Source organism: Streptomyces diversicolor, from assembly GCF_057537855.1.
In genome coordinates this window covers 48,722-65,363 of sequence record NZ_BAAJXA010000002.1, presented here as the reverse complement: position 1 = coordinate 65,363, position 16,642 = coordinate 48,722, and the positions used below count along the sequence as shown (strand labels likewise).

The 16,642-nt window shown below is 72.6% G+C and carries 11 protein-coding genes and 1 pseudogene; 9 read left to right on the top strand and 3 right to left on the bottom strand.

All coding sequences use genetic code 11. From position 1 onward, the window contains the following. Window positions 1-284: 284 nt before the first annotated feature. Genes AC27LF_RS02230 through AC27LF_RS02220 form a run of 3 tightly spaced genes read left to right on the top strand, consistent with a single transcriptional unit; the run spans window position 285 to window position 2,916 of the window. Window positions 285-530: a hypothetical protein gene (locus tag AC27LF_RS02230; RefSeq protein WP_479656124.1), complete on the top strand. Its 246-nt coding sequence runs from the start codon at window positions 285-287 to the stop codon at window positions 528-530. Beyond that, complete coding sequence (gene malQ, locus AC27LF_RS02225; protein ID WP_479656125.1) at window positions 531-2,609, top strand: 4-alpha-glucanotransferase; 2,079 nt, start codon at window positions 531-533, stop codon at window positions 2,607-2,609. Between the two features lie 55 nt (window positions 2,610-2,664). Next, window positions 2,665-2,916, top strand: coding sequence for a hypothetical protein (locus AC27LF_RS02220; RefSeq protein WP_479656126.1), 252 nt, complete (start codon window positions 2,665-2,667; stop codon window positions 2,914-2,916). A 234-nt stretch (window positions 2,917-3,150) separates the two neighbouring features. Here the strand turns inward: AC27LF_RS02220 and pepN are convergent, their stop codons facing one another. Continuing rightward, the gene (gene pepN, locus AC27LF_RS02215) at window positions 3,151-5,718 is read right to left on the bottom strand and encodes an aminopeptidase N (protein WP_479656127.1); all 2,568 of its coding nucleotides are present in this window, start codon (window positions 5,716-5,718) and stop codon (window positions 3,151-3,153) included. 112 nt (window positions 5,719-5,830) lie between these two features. Here pepN and AC27LF_RS02210 point away from each other — a divergent pair. After that, a pseudogene (locus tag AC27LF_RS02210) lies at window positions 5,831-6,301 on the top strand (DUF1203 domain-containing protein); the annotation flags it as partial. 165 nt (window positions 6,302-6,466) lie between these two features. Here the strand turns inward: AC27LF_RS02210 and AC27LF_RS02205 are convergent. Beyond that, a complete protein-coding gene (locus AC27LF_RS02205; RefSeq protein ID WP_479656128.1) occupies window positions 6,467-7,483 on the bottom strand; it encodes an aspartate-semialdehyde dehydrogenase in 1,017 nt (338 codons plus the stop codon). A 447-nt stretch (window positions 7,484-7,930) separates the two neighbouring features. Here AC27LF_RS02205 and AC27LF_RS02200 point away from each other — a divergent pair, with 447 nt between their 5' ends. Both AC27LF_RS02200 and AC27LF_RS02195 read left to right on the top strand, forming a co-directional pair. Continuing rightward, on the top strand, window positions 7,931-8,467 hold the full coding sequence (locus tag AC27LF_RS02200; RefSeq protein ID WP_479656180.1) for an RNA polymerase sigma factor: 537 nt from the start codon (window positions 7,931-7,933) through the stop codon (window positions 8,465-8,467). A gap of 1 nt (window position 8,468) precedes the next feature. Next, on the top strand, window positions 8,469-9,197 hold the full coding sequence (locus AC27LF_RS02195; RefSeq protein WP_479656129.1) for a hypothetical protein: 729 nt from the start codon (window positions 8,469-8,471) through the stop codon (window positions 9,195-9,197). Between the two features lie 85 nt (window positions 9,198-9,282). Here the strand turns inward: AC27LF_RS02195 and AC27LF_RS02190 are convergent, their stop codons facing one another. Next, the gene (locus AC27LF_RS02190) at window positions 9,283-12,591 is read right to left on the bottom strand and encodes a S8 family serine peptidase (protein ID WP_479656130.1); all 3,309 of its coding nucleotides are present in this window, start codon (window positions 12,589-12,591) and stop codon (window positions 9,283-9,285) included. Between the two features lie 288 nt (window positions 12,592-12,879). On the opposite strand from AC27LF_RS02190, the gene AC27LF_RS02185 reads away from it, so the two are divergent. The 3 genes from AC27LF_RS02185 (at window position 12,880) to AC27LF_RS02175 (ending at window position 16,570) form a co-directional block, all read left to right on the top strand. After that, a complete protein-coding gene (locus AC27LF_RS02185) occupies window positions 12,880-13,371 on the top strand; it encodes an NUDIX hydrolase (RefSeq protein WP_479656131.1) in 492 nt (163 codons plus the stop codon). Window positions 13,372-13,571: 200 nt separating this feature from the next. Then, window positions 13,572-15,317 (top strand): TIGR03767 family metallophosphoesterase, encoded by a 1,746-nt coding sequence (locus AC27LF_RS02180; RefSeq protein WP_479656132.1) that lies wholly within the window; start codon window positions 13,572-13,574, stop codon window positions 15,315-15,317. Between the two features lie 113 nt (window positions 15,318-15,430). Continuing rightward, entirely contained in the window at window positions 15,431-16,570 is a 1,140-nt protein-coding gene (locus AC27LF_RS02175) for a serine hydrolase domain-containing protein (protein ID WP_479656133.1), read from the top strand. Window positions 16,571-16,642: the final 72 nt, after the last annotated feature.

Genomic DNA, 16,642 nt, shown 5'->3' with positions numbered 1-16,642 from the left:
TCGCCCGCCCCACGCGGTCGCCCGCCCCACGCGGTCGCCCGCCCCACGCGGTCGCCCGCCCCGCTCGGTATTCGTCCCGCTCGGTCCCGGCCGCGCCTGCCTCCCGCCGCCCGGACCCCGCCGCACTGCTCCCACCGGCCGGGAGCCCCACCAGAACCACCCCAGCTGCCCGCCCCCTGCTGCGCCGCCCCGTCTGCTTCGTTCGGCGTGGTGAGTGGCGGCGCGTGGGGTGGGTAGGGCTCGCGTTGTCCGTCGAAACCGTTGCCGCCGACAAGGAGAACGCCGTGCCCGCACCGGCTCACCTCTCGCTCCCGGCCCCCCGCAAACCCGTGCCCGGGCCGTCCGCCGAGCCCGACGACGTCCAGTTCTGCGTGTTCAGCGCGGAGGGCGCGCACGCCGAGACCCCGCTGACCAGCGAGCCACCGCTGCCCGACGCCGAGCCCCTGACCAGCGAGCCGCCACTGACCGACGGGGCCGCGCTGACCAGCGAGTCCGACGCGGTCGCCGACCCCTTCGGCCCGGTGCGGTAGATGGCCGAGCCCGGTCCGGCCGCCGCCCTCGACGAGGAGCTGTGCCGGCTCGCCGAGCTGCACGGAGTCGCCACCTCCTACCGCCCTGCCCCTGACCGCACGGTAGCCGCCTCCGCCTCCGCCGTCGTCGCCGCCTTGGCGGCGCTCGACGTCGACGCCGGCACCGGGCGGGCGGTCCGGGCCGCCCTCGCCGACCGCGAGCGCGAGCTGCGCACCCGGCTGCTGCCGCCGACGGTCGTGCACCGTACCGGCGCTCCGGGCCCCCTGGACGCCCTGCCGCCCGGCACCCGGCTGCGCGTCGACACCGAGCAGGGCGACACCGCCGGCACCGCCGACGGGCTGCCGGCCGGCGTCCACCGGGTGTCCGCCGCCGCCCCCGACGGCCGTACCACCGAGGCCCATCTGATCGTCGCCCCCGACCGGCTGCCCACCCCCGCCGGACGGTCCTACGGACTCCTCGTCCAGCTGTACTCGCTGCTGTCCCGGCGGTCCTGGGGCATGGGCGACCTGGGGGACCTGAGCGAGCTGGCCGGCTGGGCAGGACGCACGGCCGGCGTCGGATTCGTGCAGGTCAACCCGTTGCACGCGGCCGTACCCGGCAGCCCGACCGACCCCTCCCCGTACCGGCCGTCCTCCCGTCGCTTCCCGGACCCGGCACACCTGCGGGTGGAGGACGTACCCGAGTTCGCGTACGTCGAGGACCGCGACCGGGTCCGCGGACTCCTCGACCGGGCCGCCCGGCTGCGCGCCGCCGTGCTGGACCGGGGCGCGCTCATCGACCGGGACGCGGTCTGGCAGCTCAAGCGCGAGGCACTGGAACTGGTCCGGGAGGTGCCCCTGGCGCCGGGCCGGCGGGCCGCCTACGCCGACTTCCTCGCCCGGGAGGGCCGGGCCCTGGAGGACCACGCCACCTGGTGCGCGCTCGCCGAGGTGCACGGCTCCGACTGGCACACCTGGCCGCCCGAACTGCGCGACCCCCGCTCGTCCGGCACCGCCCGCGCCCGCACCGACCTGATGGACGGCGTCGACCTGCACTGCTGGCTGGCCTGGCTCACCGACACCCAGCTCGGCGCCGCCCAGCGCGCCGCCCGCGAGGCGGGCATGCCGGTCGGGATCGTGCACGACCTCGCGGTCGGCGTGCACCCACGGGGCGCCGACGCCTGGGCCCAGCAGGAGTACTTCGCCGCCGGAATGTCGGTGGGCGCACCGCCGGACGCCTTCAACGCACTCGGCCAGGACTGGGGCCTGCCGCCCTGGCGCCCGGACCGCCTCGCCCGCTCCGGGCACGCCCCCTACCGGCACCTGCTGCGTGCCCTGTTCCGCTACGCGGGCGCGGTCCGCATCGACCATGTGATGGGCCTGTTCCGCCTGTGGTGGGTGCCGCGGGGCGAGCCGCCGACGCGGGGTACGTACGTACGTCACGACGCCGAGGCGATGCTCGCGCTGCTCACCCTGGAGGCGTCCCGGGCCGGGGCCGTGGTGATCGGCGAGGACCTGGGCACCGTGGAGCCCGGCGTACGCGAGACGCTTCAGCGGCGCGGCCTGCTCGGCACGTCGGTGCTGTGGTTCGAACGGGACTGGGCGGGCGACGGACGTCCCCTCCCGCCCGACCGCTGGCGCGCCGACTGCCTCGCCACCGCCACCACCCACGATCTGCCGCCCACGGCCGCCCGGCTCACCGGCGAGCACGTCGAACTCCGCGACCGCCTCGGCCTGCTGACCCGCCCGGCCGCGCAGGAGCGGGCGGACGCCGCCGCGGACACGGGGGAGTGGCTGGACCTGCTCGCCCGCCTCGGGCTGCTCCAGGGGGCGCCGGGCGACCGCTCCCCGGCCGCCGAGGAGGCGCGGGTCCGGGCGGTCCACCGCTTCCTGCTGCGCACCCCGGCCCGTCTGGTCGGCGTCTGGCTCCCGGACGGCGTCGGCGACCGCCGCCCGCAGAACGTCCCGGGCACCTGGGACCAGTACCCGAACTGGCGGTTGCCCATCGCGGACGCGGACGGCCGCCCGGTGACCCTGGAGGAACTGACCGCCGCACCCCGGCTGCACGCCCTGCTGGAGACCCTGCGCAGCGGCGCGTGAACGGCTACGGCACCCCGGGCGCGGGTCACCTCCGGGCGTTCGCTACTTTTGCACCGTGGACAAGAAGAACGCCCTGCGCGCCGGCGCCCTGGCCGCCGGTACGACGCTGATGATGCTGCTCATGTCGTCCCCCGCGCTCGCGCTCACCCGCGACGACGGCGATGACCCCGGCACGGGCCTGAGCGTCATCGAGACGCTGGGCCTCTACGTGCTGGCCCCGCTGGCACTGTTCGCGGTCATCGCGGGCCTGGTCATGGTCCTCGACAAGTCGAAGCACCGAGTGACAAAGCCCAACGCCAAGGCCTGACCCCAGCACCAGACGCGCCCCGAAAGGGGCGCCGGAGCCGACCGACTGCTGTCACCCCCTTTACACCGGGGCGCACAGGCGCGCCCCGAAGGGGCGCGGGGAACTGCGCGACCAGCCACGATGGCGCCGCAGCTGATCGACGGCATGTCACCGAGCGGCCCCCGCCCACCGCAAGGTGGCTTGTAAGCGGCTTGGGCCCGGGCCACTTACAAGCCACCGGAGACCGCCGGAGGCCTACGCGTCCGCCGCCTGCGCGTCCAGCGCCCGCCGCACGCCCGCGCGGGACTCCGAGACGAGGCGCCGCAGGGCCGCGTTGGGCTCGGCGGAGGCGAGCCAGGCGTCCGTCCTGCGCAGGGTCTCCTCGGACACCTGGATCGACGGGTAGAAGCCGACCGCGATCTGCTGGGCGATCTCGTGCGAGCGGGCCGCCCAGATGTCCTTGACGACCTCGAAGTACCGCTCCGTGTAGGGCGCCAGCAGCTCGCGCTGGTCGCTCTGCACGAAGCCGCCGATCACCGCCTCCTGGACGGCGTTCGGGAGCTTGTCGGACTCGATGACCGACGCCCACGCCTCCGCCTTGGCCTCCGGCGTCGGACGGGCCGCCCGCGCGGTGGCCGCGTGCCGCTCACCGGCCGCGGTCTTGTCCCGCTCGTACTCGGCGGCGATCTCCGCCTCGTCGAACCGGCCGACCGCCGCGAGCCGTTCCACGAACGCCCAGCGCAGGTCCGTGTCCACGGCCAGGCCCGCCACGGTCTGCGTGCCGTCCAGCAGGCTCTCCAGCAGGTCCAGCTGCTCCGGTGTGCGCGCGGTCGCCGCGAACGCCCGGGCCCAGGCCAGCTGGTGGTCGCTGCCCGGCGCGGCGGAGCGCAGATGCGCCAGCGTGGCGTCCGTCCAGCGGGTGAGCAGCGCTTCGCGGGCGGCGGGGTCGGCGTACAGGTCGATCGCCAGCTTCACCTGCCGCTGGAGCGACTGCACCACGCCGATGTCGGACTCCTTGCCGATGCCGGACAGCACCAGGGACAGGTAGTCGCGGGTGGCCAGCTCCGCGTCCCGGGTCATGTCCCAGGCCGATGCCCAGCACAGGGCGCGGGGCAGCGAGGAGGCGAAGTCGCCGAGGTGGTCGGTGACGAAGGCGAGGGACGCCTCGTCCAGCCGTACCTTCGCGTACGAGAGGTCGTCGTCGTTGAGCAGGATCACGGCCGGGCGGCGCCGTCCGGTCAGCTGCGGCACGGCCGTCAGCTCGCCGTCCACGTCCAGCTCGATCCGGTCGGTCCGCACCAGCTTGCCGCCGGCCTCGTCGAGGTCGTACAGGCCGACCGCGATGCGGTGCGGGCGCAGCGTCGGCTCGCCCTTGGCGCCGGCGGGCAGCGCGGGGGCCTCCTGGCGGATCGCGAACGACGTGATGACGCCGTCGGCGTCCGTCTCGATCCGCGGCCGCAGGATGTTGATGCCGGCCGTCTCCAGCCACTTCTTCGACCAGGTCTTCAGATCGCGGCCGGAGGTCTCCTCCAGGGCGCCCAGCAGGTCGGACAGGCGGGTGTTGCCGTACGCGTGCCGCTTGAAATAGGTCTGCACGCCCGTGAAGAACTCGTCCATGCCGACGTAGGCGACGAGCTGCTTGAGCACGCTGGCGCCCTTGGCGTACGTGATGCCGTCGAAGTTGACGAGCACGTCGTCCAGGTCGCGGATCTCGGCCATGATCGGATGCGTGGAGGGCAGCTGGTCCTGCCGGTAGGCCCAGGTCTTCATGGAGTTGGCGAAGGTGGTCCACGCGTGCGGCCACCGGGAGTCCGGTGCGTGGGCCTGGCAGGCGATGGAGGTGTAGGTGGCGAACGACTCGTTCAGCCACAGGTCGTTCCACCACTCCATGGTGACCAGGTCGCCGAACCACATGTGGGCCAGCTCGTGCAGGATGGTCTCGGCCCGCATCTCGTAGGCCGCGTCGGTCACCTTGGACCGGAAGACGTACTGGTCCCGGATGGTGACCGCGCCCGCGTTCTCCATCGCGCCGGCGTTGAACTCCGGCACGAAGAGCTGGTCGTACTTCTCGAACGGGTACGCGTAGTCGAACTTCTCCTGGAACCACTCGAAGCCCTGCCGGGTCACCTCGAAGATCGCGTCCGAGTCCAGGAACTCGGCGAGCGAGGGACGGCAGTAGATGCCGAGGGGCACGCTCCGGCCGTCCTTCTCGTACACGCTGTGCACGGAGTGGTACGGGCCGGCGATCAGCGCGGTGATGTACGTCGAGATGCGCGGCGTCGGCGCGAAGACCCAGGTGTCGTCCTTGGGCTCGGGCGTCGGCGAGTTGGAGATGACGGTCCAGCCCGTGGGCGCCTTCACGGTGAACTGGAAGGTCGCCTTCAGGTCCGGCTGCTCGAAGGAGGCGAAGACCCGGCGGGCGTCCGGCACCTCGAACTGGGTGTACAGATACGCCTGCTCATCGACCGGGTCGACGAAGCGGTGCAGCCCCTCGCCGGTGTTCGTGTACGCGCAGTCGGCCACGACCCGCAGCACGTTGCGGCCGGTCAGCAGGCCGGGCAGCGCGATCCGGGAGTCGGCGAAGACCTCGGCCGGGTCGAGCGGGTCGCCGTTCAGCGTCACCTCGTGGACCGTGGGGGCCACCAGGTCGATGAAGGACTCGGCGCCCTGTTCGGCGACGTCGAAGCGCACCGTGGTCACGGACCGGTAGGTGCCTCCCTCACTCTGCGCCCCGGAGAGGTCGAGATCGACCTCGTAGGAGTCAACGGTGAGCAGCTTCGCCCGCTGCTGAGCCTCTTCGCGAGTCAGGTTTGTGCCAGGCACGCGGTCATCTCCTCGTTATGTGTGGGTTGCGCCATCCTTCCACGGGTCGTCCTCGCGACGCGATGTCCGGATCCCGCCGGTGACCGGGGCGGACGCGCGCCAGCCTGGGGGCATGACGACGTACACCGCCCGCCCCATCGGCCCGACGGCCCTGAAGGAACTGCGCTCCGTGGACGACGCGGGGCGCAAGACGGTTCCCCTGATCGACGACGAGGGCGGCGCGCCCCTGCGCTGCTGTCTGCGCCGCAGCGCTCCCGGCGAGTCGATCGCGCTCGTCTCGTACGCGCCGCTGCGCCGCTGGGCGGCCACGACCGGGGCCGAACCCGGTGCGTACGACGAGCAGGGGCCCGTCTTCATCCACGCCGAGCCGTGCCCCGGACCGGAGAGCGAGGGCCTCCCCTTCACCGGCGCCCACCGCACGGTCCGCCGCTATTCGTCCGAGGGGCACATCCTGGGCGGGCGGCTGGTCGAGGACCCGGAGGACTTCGCACCGGCCTTCACGGAGGCGTTCGCCGACCCGGAGGTGGCCTTCGTCCACGTGCGCGCGGTGGAGTACGGCTGCTTCCTCTACGAGGTACGCAGGGCTCAGCACCCGATCGGATCGGTGCCCCGGCCGTCCGTGGCGGAGATCGACGTGGCCCTGCGCAGGCACCTCGCCCTGTGAACCGTGCGAGGGGCCTGCGCAGGCATCTCGCCCTGTGAACGGTGCGAGGGTGCGCCCACCCGGTGGGCGCACCCTCGCGCGGGGTCAGGCCGTCAGCTCGGTGGCGACGAGTTCCGCGATCTGGACGGCGTTCAGGGCCGCGCCCTTGCGCAGATTGTCGCTGGAGACGAACAGGGCCAGGCCGTTGTCCACCGTCTCGTCGCGGCGGATGCGGCCGACGTACGACGGGTCCTGGCCGGCCGCCTGGAGCGGGGTCGGGATGTCGCTGAGGGCCACGCCCGGCGCCTGGGCGAGCAGTTCCGTGGCCCGCTCCGGGGACAGCGGACGCGTAAAGCGCGCGTTGACCTGGAGGGAGTGGCCGGAGAAGACGGGGACGCGGACACAGGTGCCGGAGACCTTCAGGCCGGGGATCTCCAGGATCTTGCGGGACTCGTTGCGCAGCTTCTGCTCCTCGTCGGTCTCGTTGAGTCCGTCGTCGACGAGGTTGCCCGCGAAGGGCAGCACGTTGAAGGCGATGGGGCGCTTGTAGACCTGCGGTTCCGGGAAGGCGACGGCCGAACCGTCGTGGGTGAGCCGGTCCGCCTCGCCCACCACCTTCTGGGCCTGCCCGTGCAGCTCCGCAACGCCCGCGAGGCCCGAGCCGGAGACCGCCTGGTAGGTGGCGACGACCAGCGCCTCAAGGCCCGCCTCCCGGTGCAGCGGCTTGAGGACCGGCATCGCGGCCATCGTCGTGCAGTTCGGGTTGGCGATGATGCCCTTGGGGCGGTCCGCGATCGCGTGCGGGTTCACCTCGGAGACCACCAGGGGCACGTCCGCGTCCCGCCGCCAGGCCGAGGAGTTGTCGATCACGACGGCGCCCTGGGCGGCGACCTTCTCGGCCAGCGCCCGGGAGGTGGCGCCGCCCGCGGAGAACAGGACGATGTCGAGGCCGGTGTAGTCGGCGGTCGCCGCGTCCTCCACGACCACGCCGTCCAGGACCGTCCCGGCGGAACGGGCGGAGGCGAACAGGCGCAGTTCGTCCAGCGGGAAGTTCCGTTCGGTGAGGATCCTGCGCATGACCGTGCCGACCTGTCCGGTGGCTCCGACGATTCCGACCCTCACGGCGACTCCCTCTGCGTGTGTGCTGTCCGCTTTATTGCGTTGTCGTGCGTTGTGGTGCGTTGTGGTGCGTTGTTGATGCGGTGTGTTGCTGTGTTCCGCTGCCTTCCGCCTGTGTGCCGCGGGCGCTGCCCGCGTGCCCGGCCCGGCGGCGGCCTTTCCATCATGCGGCCCGGCCCGGTCCGCGTGTCCACTTCTTTGCCCGGCGCGGCCGACGACCGGGCGGGCCGGGCCGGGCGGCCGACCCGGTGTGTTCCGTTCACACCCCCGTTGAGCTGGAGAAATTCCCCCGCGGACGCCGTTGCGCCGCAAGCTGTGCTGCCTCGCGGCTGCCCGCCTCCGACCCCGCCACACGATGGTGTGACGTACGCCTCCACCCGCCCGGAGAATTCCCCCGAACGTTCCGGCCGCCCGTGGCGTCGTAGGAGAAACGTGGTGAGGGGGTGGCTTGTGCTGCGCAGAAGGGCCCGGCGCGGCCCGGAGCCGATCGCCGGTGGGGGCGACGATCCGCTGGACGCGGCCCAGGAACGCCGGGTGCGGGCGGTGCTGGCACTCGGCGGCGTGCCGCAGGCGGACCTGCTGGACGGGGTGCAGCAGGTCCGCCTGCGGCTGCTGGAGCGGGCCGCGAAGGGTGAGGAGGCGCCGCGCGACGTGTCCGCGTGGGCGGCGGTCGTGGCCTCCAACCTGGCCATGGACTGGCACCGGGCCAAGCGCCGCCAGGAACGGCTCGGCGAACGGCTGGCCTCGCTCCGGCAGGCGGACCACCCCTCCGGCGAGGAGACCAGCCTGCTGTCCCTCGCCGTCGCCCGGGGCCTGGACGAGCTGCCCGACGCCCAGCGTCAGGTCCTCGTCCTGCGGTTCTACGCCGATCTGCCGGTGCGCGGGATCGCCCGGGAGCTCGGCATCCCCGAGGGCACGGTCAAGAGCAGGCTGCACACGGCGGTCCGGGCCCTGCGGGCCCGCCTGCACGAGGACGAGGTGGTGTGACGTGACCGCCGAGCACGATCCGTACGACGGCACCGACGCGCTGCTGGCCGCGATCACCGGGGAGGGCCCTGAGACGGCCCGGACGGATCCCCGGACCGCCGCCGAGCACCGCTCGGCACAGGCCGACGTCGCGCTGCTGCGGGAGCAGCTGAAGATCATCGGGGACGCGCTCGCGGCGCCCGCCCCCGCCGAGAGCCCCGCGCCGCGGCACACACCGCGGCCCGCGCGCCCGCGCCGCCGCTTCCCGGCCGTCGCCTTCGGCGCCCTGGCCGTGGCCTGCGCGGTGACCGTCCTGGCCGGCCTGGGCTGGCTGCTGGCCCGGTCCGGCACCGGCCTCTCGGCGGGCGCCGACGACAGCGCGGCCAAGGCCGAGAGCCGTTCCGACGGCCGCTCCGAGAGTCAGTTCGACAGCGGCTCGGCGTACCCGGCGGTGTGCGCCCGCCTCGTGGTCGAGGGCGATGTCGTCGACGTCGAGGCGGTGCCCGGCACCGGGTCGGAGCGGGTCACCCTGCGCGTGACCCGCTACTACCGGCCCGAGCGTGGCGAGGCCGAGGTCACCGTGGTGACCGACGAGTCCGTCGCGCCGCGCCCGGGCGAGCACGTCCTGCTGGGCGTCCCGCGTGGCGCTGAGGAGCCCGATCTGTGGGTGACGGACCGGCGGGAGATCGCGGAGCAACGCGTCGGCGTCGAACGGGGCCTGGCGGCCACGCCCGTCGCCGGGTGCCCATGAGGCACGGCGAAGGGGCGGGCGCCCGCCGGGCCGCCCGCCCCCGCTCACCGCGGCACCGTGACACGGTGCCCACGGCGTCATGACGTCACGGTGTGACCTTCCCGATCTGCACACTGCCGGCGCCCGCGACCGTGCCGCGCGCGTTCACCAGCTGCACCCGGCCGAAGAACTCGCGTCCCTCCGGGGCCGGAGCGGCGGCCGTGACCTGTCCGGTCACCGTGGCCGAGGCGCCCGTGCCGAGCTTCACCGGCGTCGCCGCGTCGACCGTGACGGTGCCGAGCGTGGCCGCGAAGAACACGTCCCGGTAGTCGTAGTCGGTGGAGCCCGCCGGCACCGAGTAGCCGTAGACCTCGACGGTGTAGGTGCCCGCGGCCGGTTCGGCGATGGACACCGCCTCCTCCGAGTCGCCGTCCGCGGACTGGGCGACCTGGTTGCCGTCGGCGTCGTACACGGTCAGGTCCAGGTCGGCGGCGGTGTCGGAGACATTGCCGATGGCGACGTCCAGGGACTGGGCGCCCTCCGGCACGGTCACCTCGGTGAGGGCGCTCTCGCCCTCCTTGATGGCGGGCCGGTCGGACTTCGCGGAGCCGAGCGGGCCGCCGACCAGCCTGCCGTCCAGGGCGGCGAACCGGTTGGTGACCTTCCAGGAGGCGGTGGCCGGGACGCCGACCTTCGCCTCGGGCACGGTCACGGTCGCCGGGTCGAAGACCGCGCCGAGGACGGCGACGTCCAGCTTGTACGGGTTGTCGAGCAGCGGCGAGGTGCGGCGCGACTCGACCTCGACCTCCCAGACCCCGGCCTGCGGGTCGGCGTACGAGCGCACGTCGGGCCGGCAGCCGTTGCCGTTCAGGTAGTTGTTGTAGCAGTACGGCGTCGAGGTGTTGTCGACCGGAACGCCGTACGGGTGGACGGAGATGAACCGGGTCTGGCTCTTGTCCTTCAGCCCGCCGATCGCGACCTCCAGGGACTTGGCGCCCTCGGGGACCGTCAGGAAGTACGACTGCGTGCTGTTGCGCTGCACCGAACCCGACGCGGAGTAGGTGTAGTGGACCGGCGCCGCGACCACGACCGTGGTGAGGATCTGCTTGTCGACGCCCCGCGTCTTCGGGTCGTCGACCTCCAGGATCGCGCTCTTGAGACCCGCGGACCTCGGGGCGGCCTGGACCTTGACGGTCACCGGCTGGTTCAGCGGCAGCCTCACCTCGTCCGGGCCGACGATCCGGAAGGTGTCACCGGCGTTGTTCTCGAAGTGCAGCTCGTGCCGGATCGCCTTGTCCGCGCCGGAGGTACGGGTGATCGTGACGTCGTACGTCTTCTTCTGCCCGGCCTTCAGCCCGCCCTCGCGGTCGTACAGGCCGGTGCCGAAGCCCGGCGTCTTCAGGGCGAAGTCGATCGCGGTGTCGACCGGCGCCTTGACCGTGTAGTCATGGGCGCTCGCGCCCTTCTTGATGGCCTTCCAGGCGTCGACGATGTTGATCAGGCCCGCGCCCTCCTCGTACGCCTGCACACCCTTGATGTGGTCGGCGGTCGAGGTCAGGGCGGTGCGCAGCGTCGCCGGGGTGAGGTCGATGTGCCGCTGCTTCGCGGCGCTGAGCAGCAGCGCGCTCGCGCCGGCCGCCTGCGGGGAGGCCATCGAGGTGCCCTGGAGCATCGAGTAGCCGGCCGGCAGGGAGTAGCCCGCCTCGGCGACCGGGCCGCCGGGCAGCCAGGTCTGGGTGGTGTTGATCGCGGCGCCGGGCGCGGTCAGGGTCGGCGTGAAGCCGCCGTCCTCGCGCGGTCCGCGGGAGGAGAAGGGCATCATCGCGTACTTCTTCTCCACCTGGGAGCCGTAGTTGGCGGCCCAGGTCTCCTTGGAGATGCTTGCGCCGACGGAGATCACCTTGTCGGCCAGGCCCGGGTCGCCGATCGTGTTGGCGCCGGGGCCCGAGTTGCCCGCGGAGATGACGAGCTGCACGCCGTAGGTGTCGATGAGCCGCGTGTACAGCTCGGCGCGCGCGTTGTTGCCGTCGTTGAGCGCCGGCAGGCCGCCGATCGACATGTTGACGATGTCGACGCCGCGGTTGACCACGAGGTCGATCATGCCCTCGGTGAGCGCGACGTTGGTGCAGCCGCCGCTCCAGGTGCAGGCACGGGAGGAGACGATCTTCGCGCCGGGTGCGGCGCCGTTCATCTTCCCGCCGAACAGGCCGTTGGCGGAGGTGATGCCGGCGACGTGCGTGCCGTGCTCCGACTCGATGACGCCGATGTTGACGAAGTCGGCCTTCTTGCCGACCCAGGACCCGCCGTAGGGGTCCATCGGCACGTCCTTGCGGATCTGCACGACGAACGGCTGCCGTTCGACCACGTCGGTCTTCGGGTCGTCGGTGCCGAAGTAGCCGACCTGGTAGCCGTCCTTGTACGGCTTCATCGGCGTGTCGTCGCTGAAGTCGTTGTTGTTGTTCAGGTCGACCCGGACCGTGCCCGCCGCGGGGTCGTAGAGCACGCCCCAGGAGTCGGTGGTGTCGCCGTCCCGGTTGGCGTCGCCCTTCGCGTCGCCGCCCGCGGTGGAGGACTCCTTGAAGACGCTGACCTGGTAGGAGCCCGCCGGGGCCTTCCAGCTCTGGCCGTTGTAGCTGAACGACGGCCCGGAGACCGCCGTCACCATCGGACGCCAGGTCTGGTCGTTGTCGACGATCGGGTCGGTGGCCGTCACCCAGTCGACGATCTTCCGCTCGCCGGTGGTGGTCTTCTGCAGCGCCGGGTGGCCGAGGTCGACGCCGGAGTCGAGGATGCCGATGGTGACGCCGCGGCCGTCCGCCTTCGGGTTCTTCTTCACGAAGTCGACGGCGCCCGTCTCGAAGGACGGGTTGTACGGGTTCTCGGCGGGGGTGTTCCGGCCCGGTGCCGGATAGGTCTTCGCCGTCGCGGCGGACCCGGCCTTGCCCGCGGTGTCCCCGGCGGGCGTCGGGTCGTCGAGCGGGATCTCCTGGCGCAGGTCGATGGCGTGCACCGAGGAGAGCTTGGCGGCGGCGGCGATGGCCGCGTCCGCCTTGCCGGTCGGGACGGTGGCACGGACGTAGCCCAGCTTGTCGTAGGTGCGGCCGACGGAGCCGCCCTTGACCGCGTCCAGCTGCTCGGCGACCTGCGCGGTCCGGCCGGGCGCGGTCGCGATCATCATCGTGATGTTCTTCTCGCCGGCCGCCCTGGCCTCGGCGAGCAGGTCGGCGTCGTCCGAACCCAGCTTGTCGTGGGCGGCTTTGACGCCGGGGTCGGCCGTCGCCGCGGTGCTGCTCGCGGCGAAGGCCAGGGGTATCGGGCCGGCCGCGGAGAGCGCGGCCACCAGACCCGCGGCCACGGCGATACGGGCCACGCGTCTCGCGCCCGGTATCGGGTCGCTCTTGGAGGAGAGGGTCATCGGCATCCCTTGTGCGTAAAGGAACGTTGAGCACGGCAGTCCGGATTTCGGTGCCGGACGATCGCTCAGCTTTACCCAAAGGTGAGAACTTTGGGGAGAGTTGACCGCGGCGTGAGGGAGGTATGGCGTACATCCGCCATACGCCACGGGGGACTTAGATGTCCAAAGCATGATCTTTCGCCGATTGTTTCGAGATCGTTAACGCATGCGGTGGCGGAATGCCGTCGCCCCGTCGCCCGGCCCGCCGACCCGTTCCCCGACCGGGGGCGCCACGGCTAACGTCGGCCCGTGCGCAAGAGACTTCGGGTGGCGGCCTACGCCGTGTGCGTCCGCGACGGACAGATCCTGCTCGCCCGCTCGCCCGCCCCCGCGGGGCCGCCCGAGTGGGTGCTGCCCGGCGGCGGCATGGAGCACGGCGAGGACCCCTACGACACGGTGCGCCGCGAGGTGCGCGAGGAGACCGGCTACCGCATCGAGGTGACCGGACTGCTCGGCGTGGACTCGCTGCGCCGGATCGTGCCGCGCCGCTTCGGCCGCACCGTCGACCACCACGGCGTACGGCTCGTCTACGAGGGCCGGATCACCGGGGGCGAACTGCGCAACGAGGTCGACGGCTCCACCGACCTGGCCGCCTGGCAGGACCTGTCCGCGGTGGCCGGACTGAACCGGGTGCCGCTCATCGACGCCGCGCTGCGGCTGTGGCGCGAACGCCCGGCCGCGGGACGGCCCCAGACGGCGCCCGGCGGCCGTCCCCTACCCCCGCAGATGAACCCGGAGTGACCGGCCCCCGGCCGCCCGCGGTCCGCCACATGACCGCGCACCGTACGCCGTGATCCACGTACGGTGATCGGCGCCGCACGTTGCCGCCTCGTTCACGCGCAGGTCACCCCCGGTGCCAACGATCCAGAGCGAGCGGGATGTTCGCAAGGGCGATCACCCGCGACCACTGCCGACGCGTTCGCACTCGGGGAGACCGCGCCATGTCGCGCACACGCTCTGTCGCCACCTCCGTGGCGGTCAACCGCCGTACCGTCCTCGCCGCCGTCGGAGCGGTGTCCCTGTCCGCGGGCGTCGGCTACGCCCTGCGCCCCACCGACAGCCAGGCCGCCACCGCATCCGAGGCGCCCCTCGTCTCCTCCCGGAAGGCACCCGCGCCGCCGCTCGCCCCCTACACCAGGGGCACCACCGTGGACTCCGTCGCCGCCCCGCGGGACGGCTCCGGCTACCGGCGGCTCGGTGACGGGCCCGGCTGGCCGCGGGTGGTGCGCGACGAACTCGCCGCGCCCAAGTCCGGCCGCGCGGGCCGCCGTACCCCGCTCGCCGCGTTCGTCCAGCTCACCGATCTGCATCTGATGGACGTCCAGCACCCGCTGCGGCTTGAGTTCCTGCGCTCCACCGACCCGCACGCCTGGCGCCCGCACGAGGCGCTGACCGTGCCGGGGGCCGTCTCGCTCATCGAGCGGGTCAACGCGCTGCGCGGCGCGCCGGTCACCGGGTCGCCGCTGCACTGCGTCATGACCACCGGCGACAACACCGACAACAACGCCCGCTCCGAACTGGAGTGGTTCATGAAGGTCATGAGCGGCGGCACCATCACCCCCAACTCCGGTGACCCGCGGCACTACGAAGGCGTCCAGAACAGCGGCCTCAAGATGTTCTGGCAGCCCGACTCGGTGCTCCGCGACCGGGACAAGGCGTTCGGATTCCCGCGGCTTGAGGGCTATCTGGCGGCCGCGGTCCGCGAGGTACGCAGCCCCGGCCTGAACCTGCCCTGGTACTCCACGGTCGGCAACCACGACTCCCTGCCGCTCGGCTGCTACGGCTCCCACGGCGACCCCTATCTCACCGAGTACGCGGTCGGCGGCAAGAAGCTGATGAGCCTGGACGCGGCCGAGGCGAAGAAACTCCAGGACACCATCAAGAACGCCACCGACCCGCAGGGCGCGGGCTTCCGGGACCTGCTCAAGGCGCACGCCCGCGACCTGCGGTCCATCACGCCCGACGAGCAGCGGGCCCCCTACACCCCGGCCGACTACCTCAAGGCCCATCTCGACCCGGCGTACACCGGGTCCGGGCCGGCCGGCCACGGGTACTCGTCGGCCAACGTGGACGCCGGCACCCAGTACTACACGTTCCGCATCACCGACGACGTGATCGGCATCAGCCTGGACACCACGGACCCGGGCGGCCACTACGAAGGCTCCATCGGCACCGCCCAGTTGAACTGGCTGGACAAGACCCTGCGGGACAACGCGGACGCGTACGCGATCGTCTTCAGCCATCACACCAGCAAGTCGATGGACAACTCCCGCCCCGATCCGGCCCGCCCCGGCGAGCGCCGGCACGACGGCGCCGCGGTCCTCTCCGTCCTCGCCCGCCACGCGGGCGTGCTGGCCTGGGTGAACGGGCACATCCACCGCAACGCCATCACCCCGCACGCCGCCGCGGGCCGCCGCTCCTTCTGGGAGATCTCCACCGCCTCGCACGTCGACCATCCTCAACTCGCCCGGGTGATCGAGCTGGTGGACAACAAGGACGGCACGCTGTCGCTGTTCACCACGCTCGTCGAGTCCGCCGCACCGCACCGTGCCGACCACGCGGACCTGTCCCAGACCGGCCTGGCCGCCCTCTATCGTGAACTGTCCTTCAACGCCCCCGGCGCCAACAGGACGCTCGCGGGCTCCGCGGCCGACCGCAACACGGAGCTGGTGCTGAAGAAGGGCTGAGCCACAAGGGCCGGAACACGCTCAACCGGCCCACGGCGAGGCAACCTCCGCCACCGCCTCGGTGTCCCTCCCCGCGACTCAGCTCAACGAGCCCAGCAGGTAGGGGGAACGACATGTCCGTACGTACGGCAGTGGTGGGAGCGACGGTCGTGGTGCTGTCGTCGGCGCTCGCGGGACCGGCGCTGGCGGCCGGGCCCGCCCGGGGAGCCGACGGCCACGCGGCCACCCGACGGGCCATCGAGGCCGCGGTCGCCGACGGCGTGCCCGGCGTCACCGCGGGGGCCCGGGACACCCGAGGCACCTGGTCGGCGACGGCCGGCGTCGGCGACACGCGCACCGGCGCCCCGCGCTCCGCCGCCGACCGCTACCGCGTCGGCAGCATCACCAAGACCTTCGTCGCCACCGTCCTGCTCCAACTGGAGGCCGAGGGCCGGGTGTCGCTGGACGACCCGGTGGACACCTGGCTGCCCGGCCTGGTGCGCGGTCACGGCCACGACGGCCGCGCGATCACCCTGCGCATGCTCCTGAACCACACCAGCGGCATCTACAACTACACGGCCGACGAAGCCTTCGGCCGCGCCTACTTCCTCAAGGACGGCTTCCTCCGGCACCGTTACGACACCCTGACCCCGCACGAGCTGGTGGCGATCGCCATGCGCCACCGGCCGGACTTCGCGCCGGGCACGTCCTGGACCTATTCGAACACCAACTACGTCCTGGCGGGCATGGTGATCGAGCGGGTGACGGGCCGCTCCTACGCCGAGGAGATCGGCCGGCGGATCATCCGCCCGCTGAAGCTCACGGGCACCTCGGTGCCGGGCACCCGGGTCACCCTGCCGCGGCCGAGCAGCCGCGCCTACTCGAAGTTCGAGCAGACCGCGACGGGCCCCACCTACGACGTCACGTGGCTGAACCCGTCCATCGCGTCCTCCGCGGGCGAGATGGTCTCCGACTCGGCCGACCTGATCCGGTTCTACCGGGCCCTGCTCGGCGGCGACCTGCTGCCCGCGCGGCAGCTGAAGGAGATGAAGACCACGGTCGCGGCCGGCGACATCCCGAACGCGGGCTACGGTCTGGGCCTCATGGACCGCACCCTGTCCTGCGGCGTCCACGTCTGGGGGCACGACGGGGGCATCCACGGCTCCAGTTCCTCGGCGGTGACGACGGCCGACGGCCGGCACGCGCTGGCGGTCAACTTCAACGGGGACTGGTCCGGTGACATGGACGCCGTGCTGGAGGGGGAATTCTGTTAGCCACCGTCTGTCAGCCACCGTTTCAACGCTGTCGTGAGGTGCCGTCGGTCGGCTGCGGCAGCATGGTGGCTG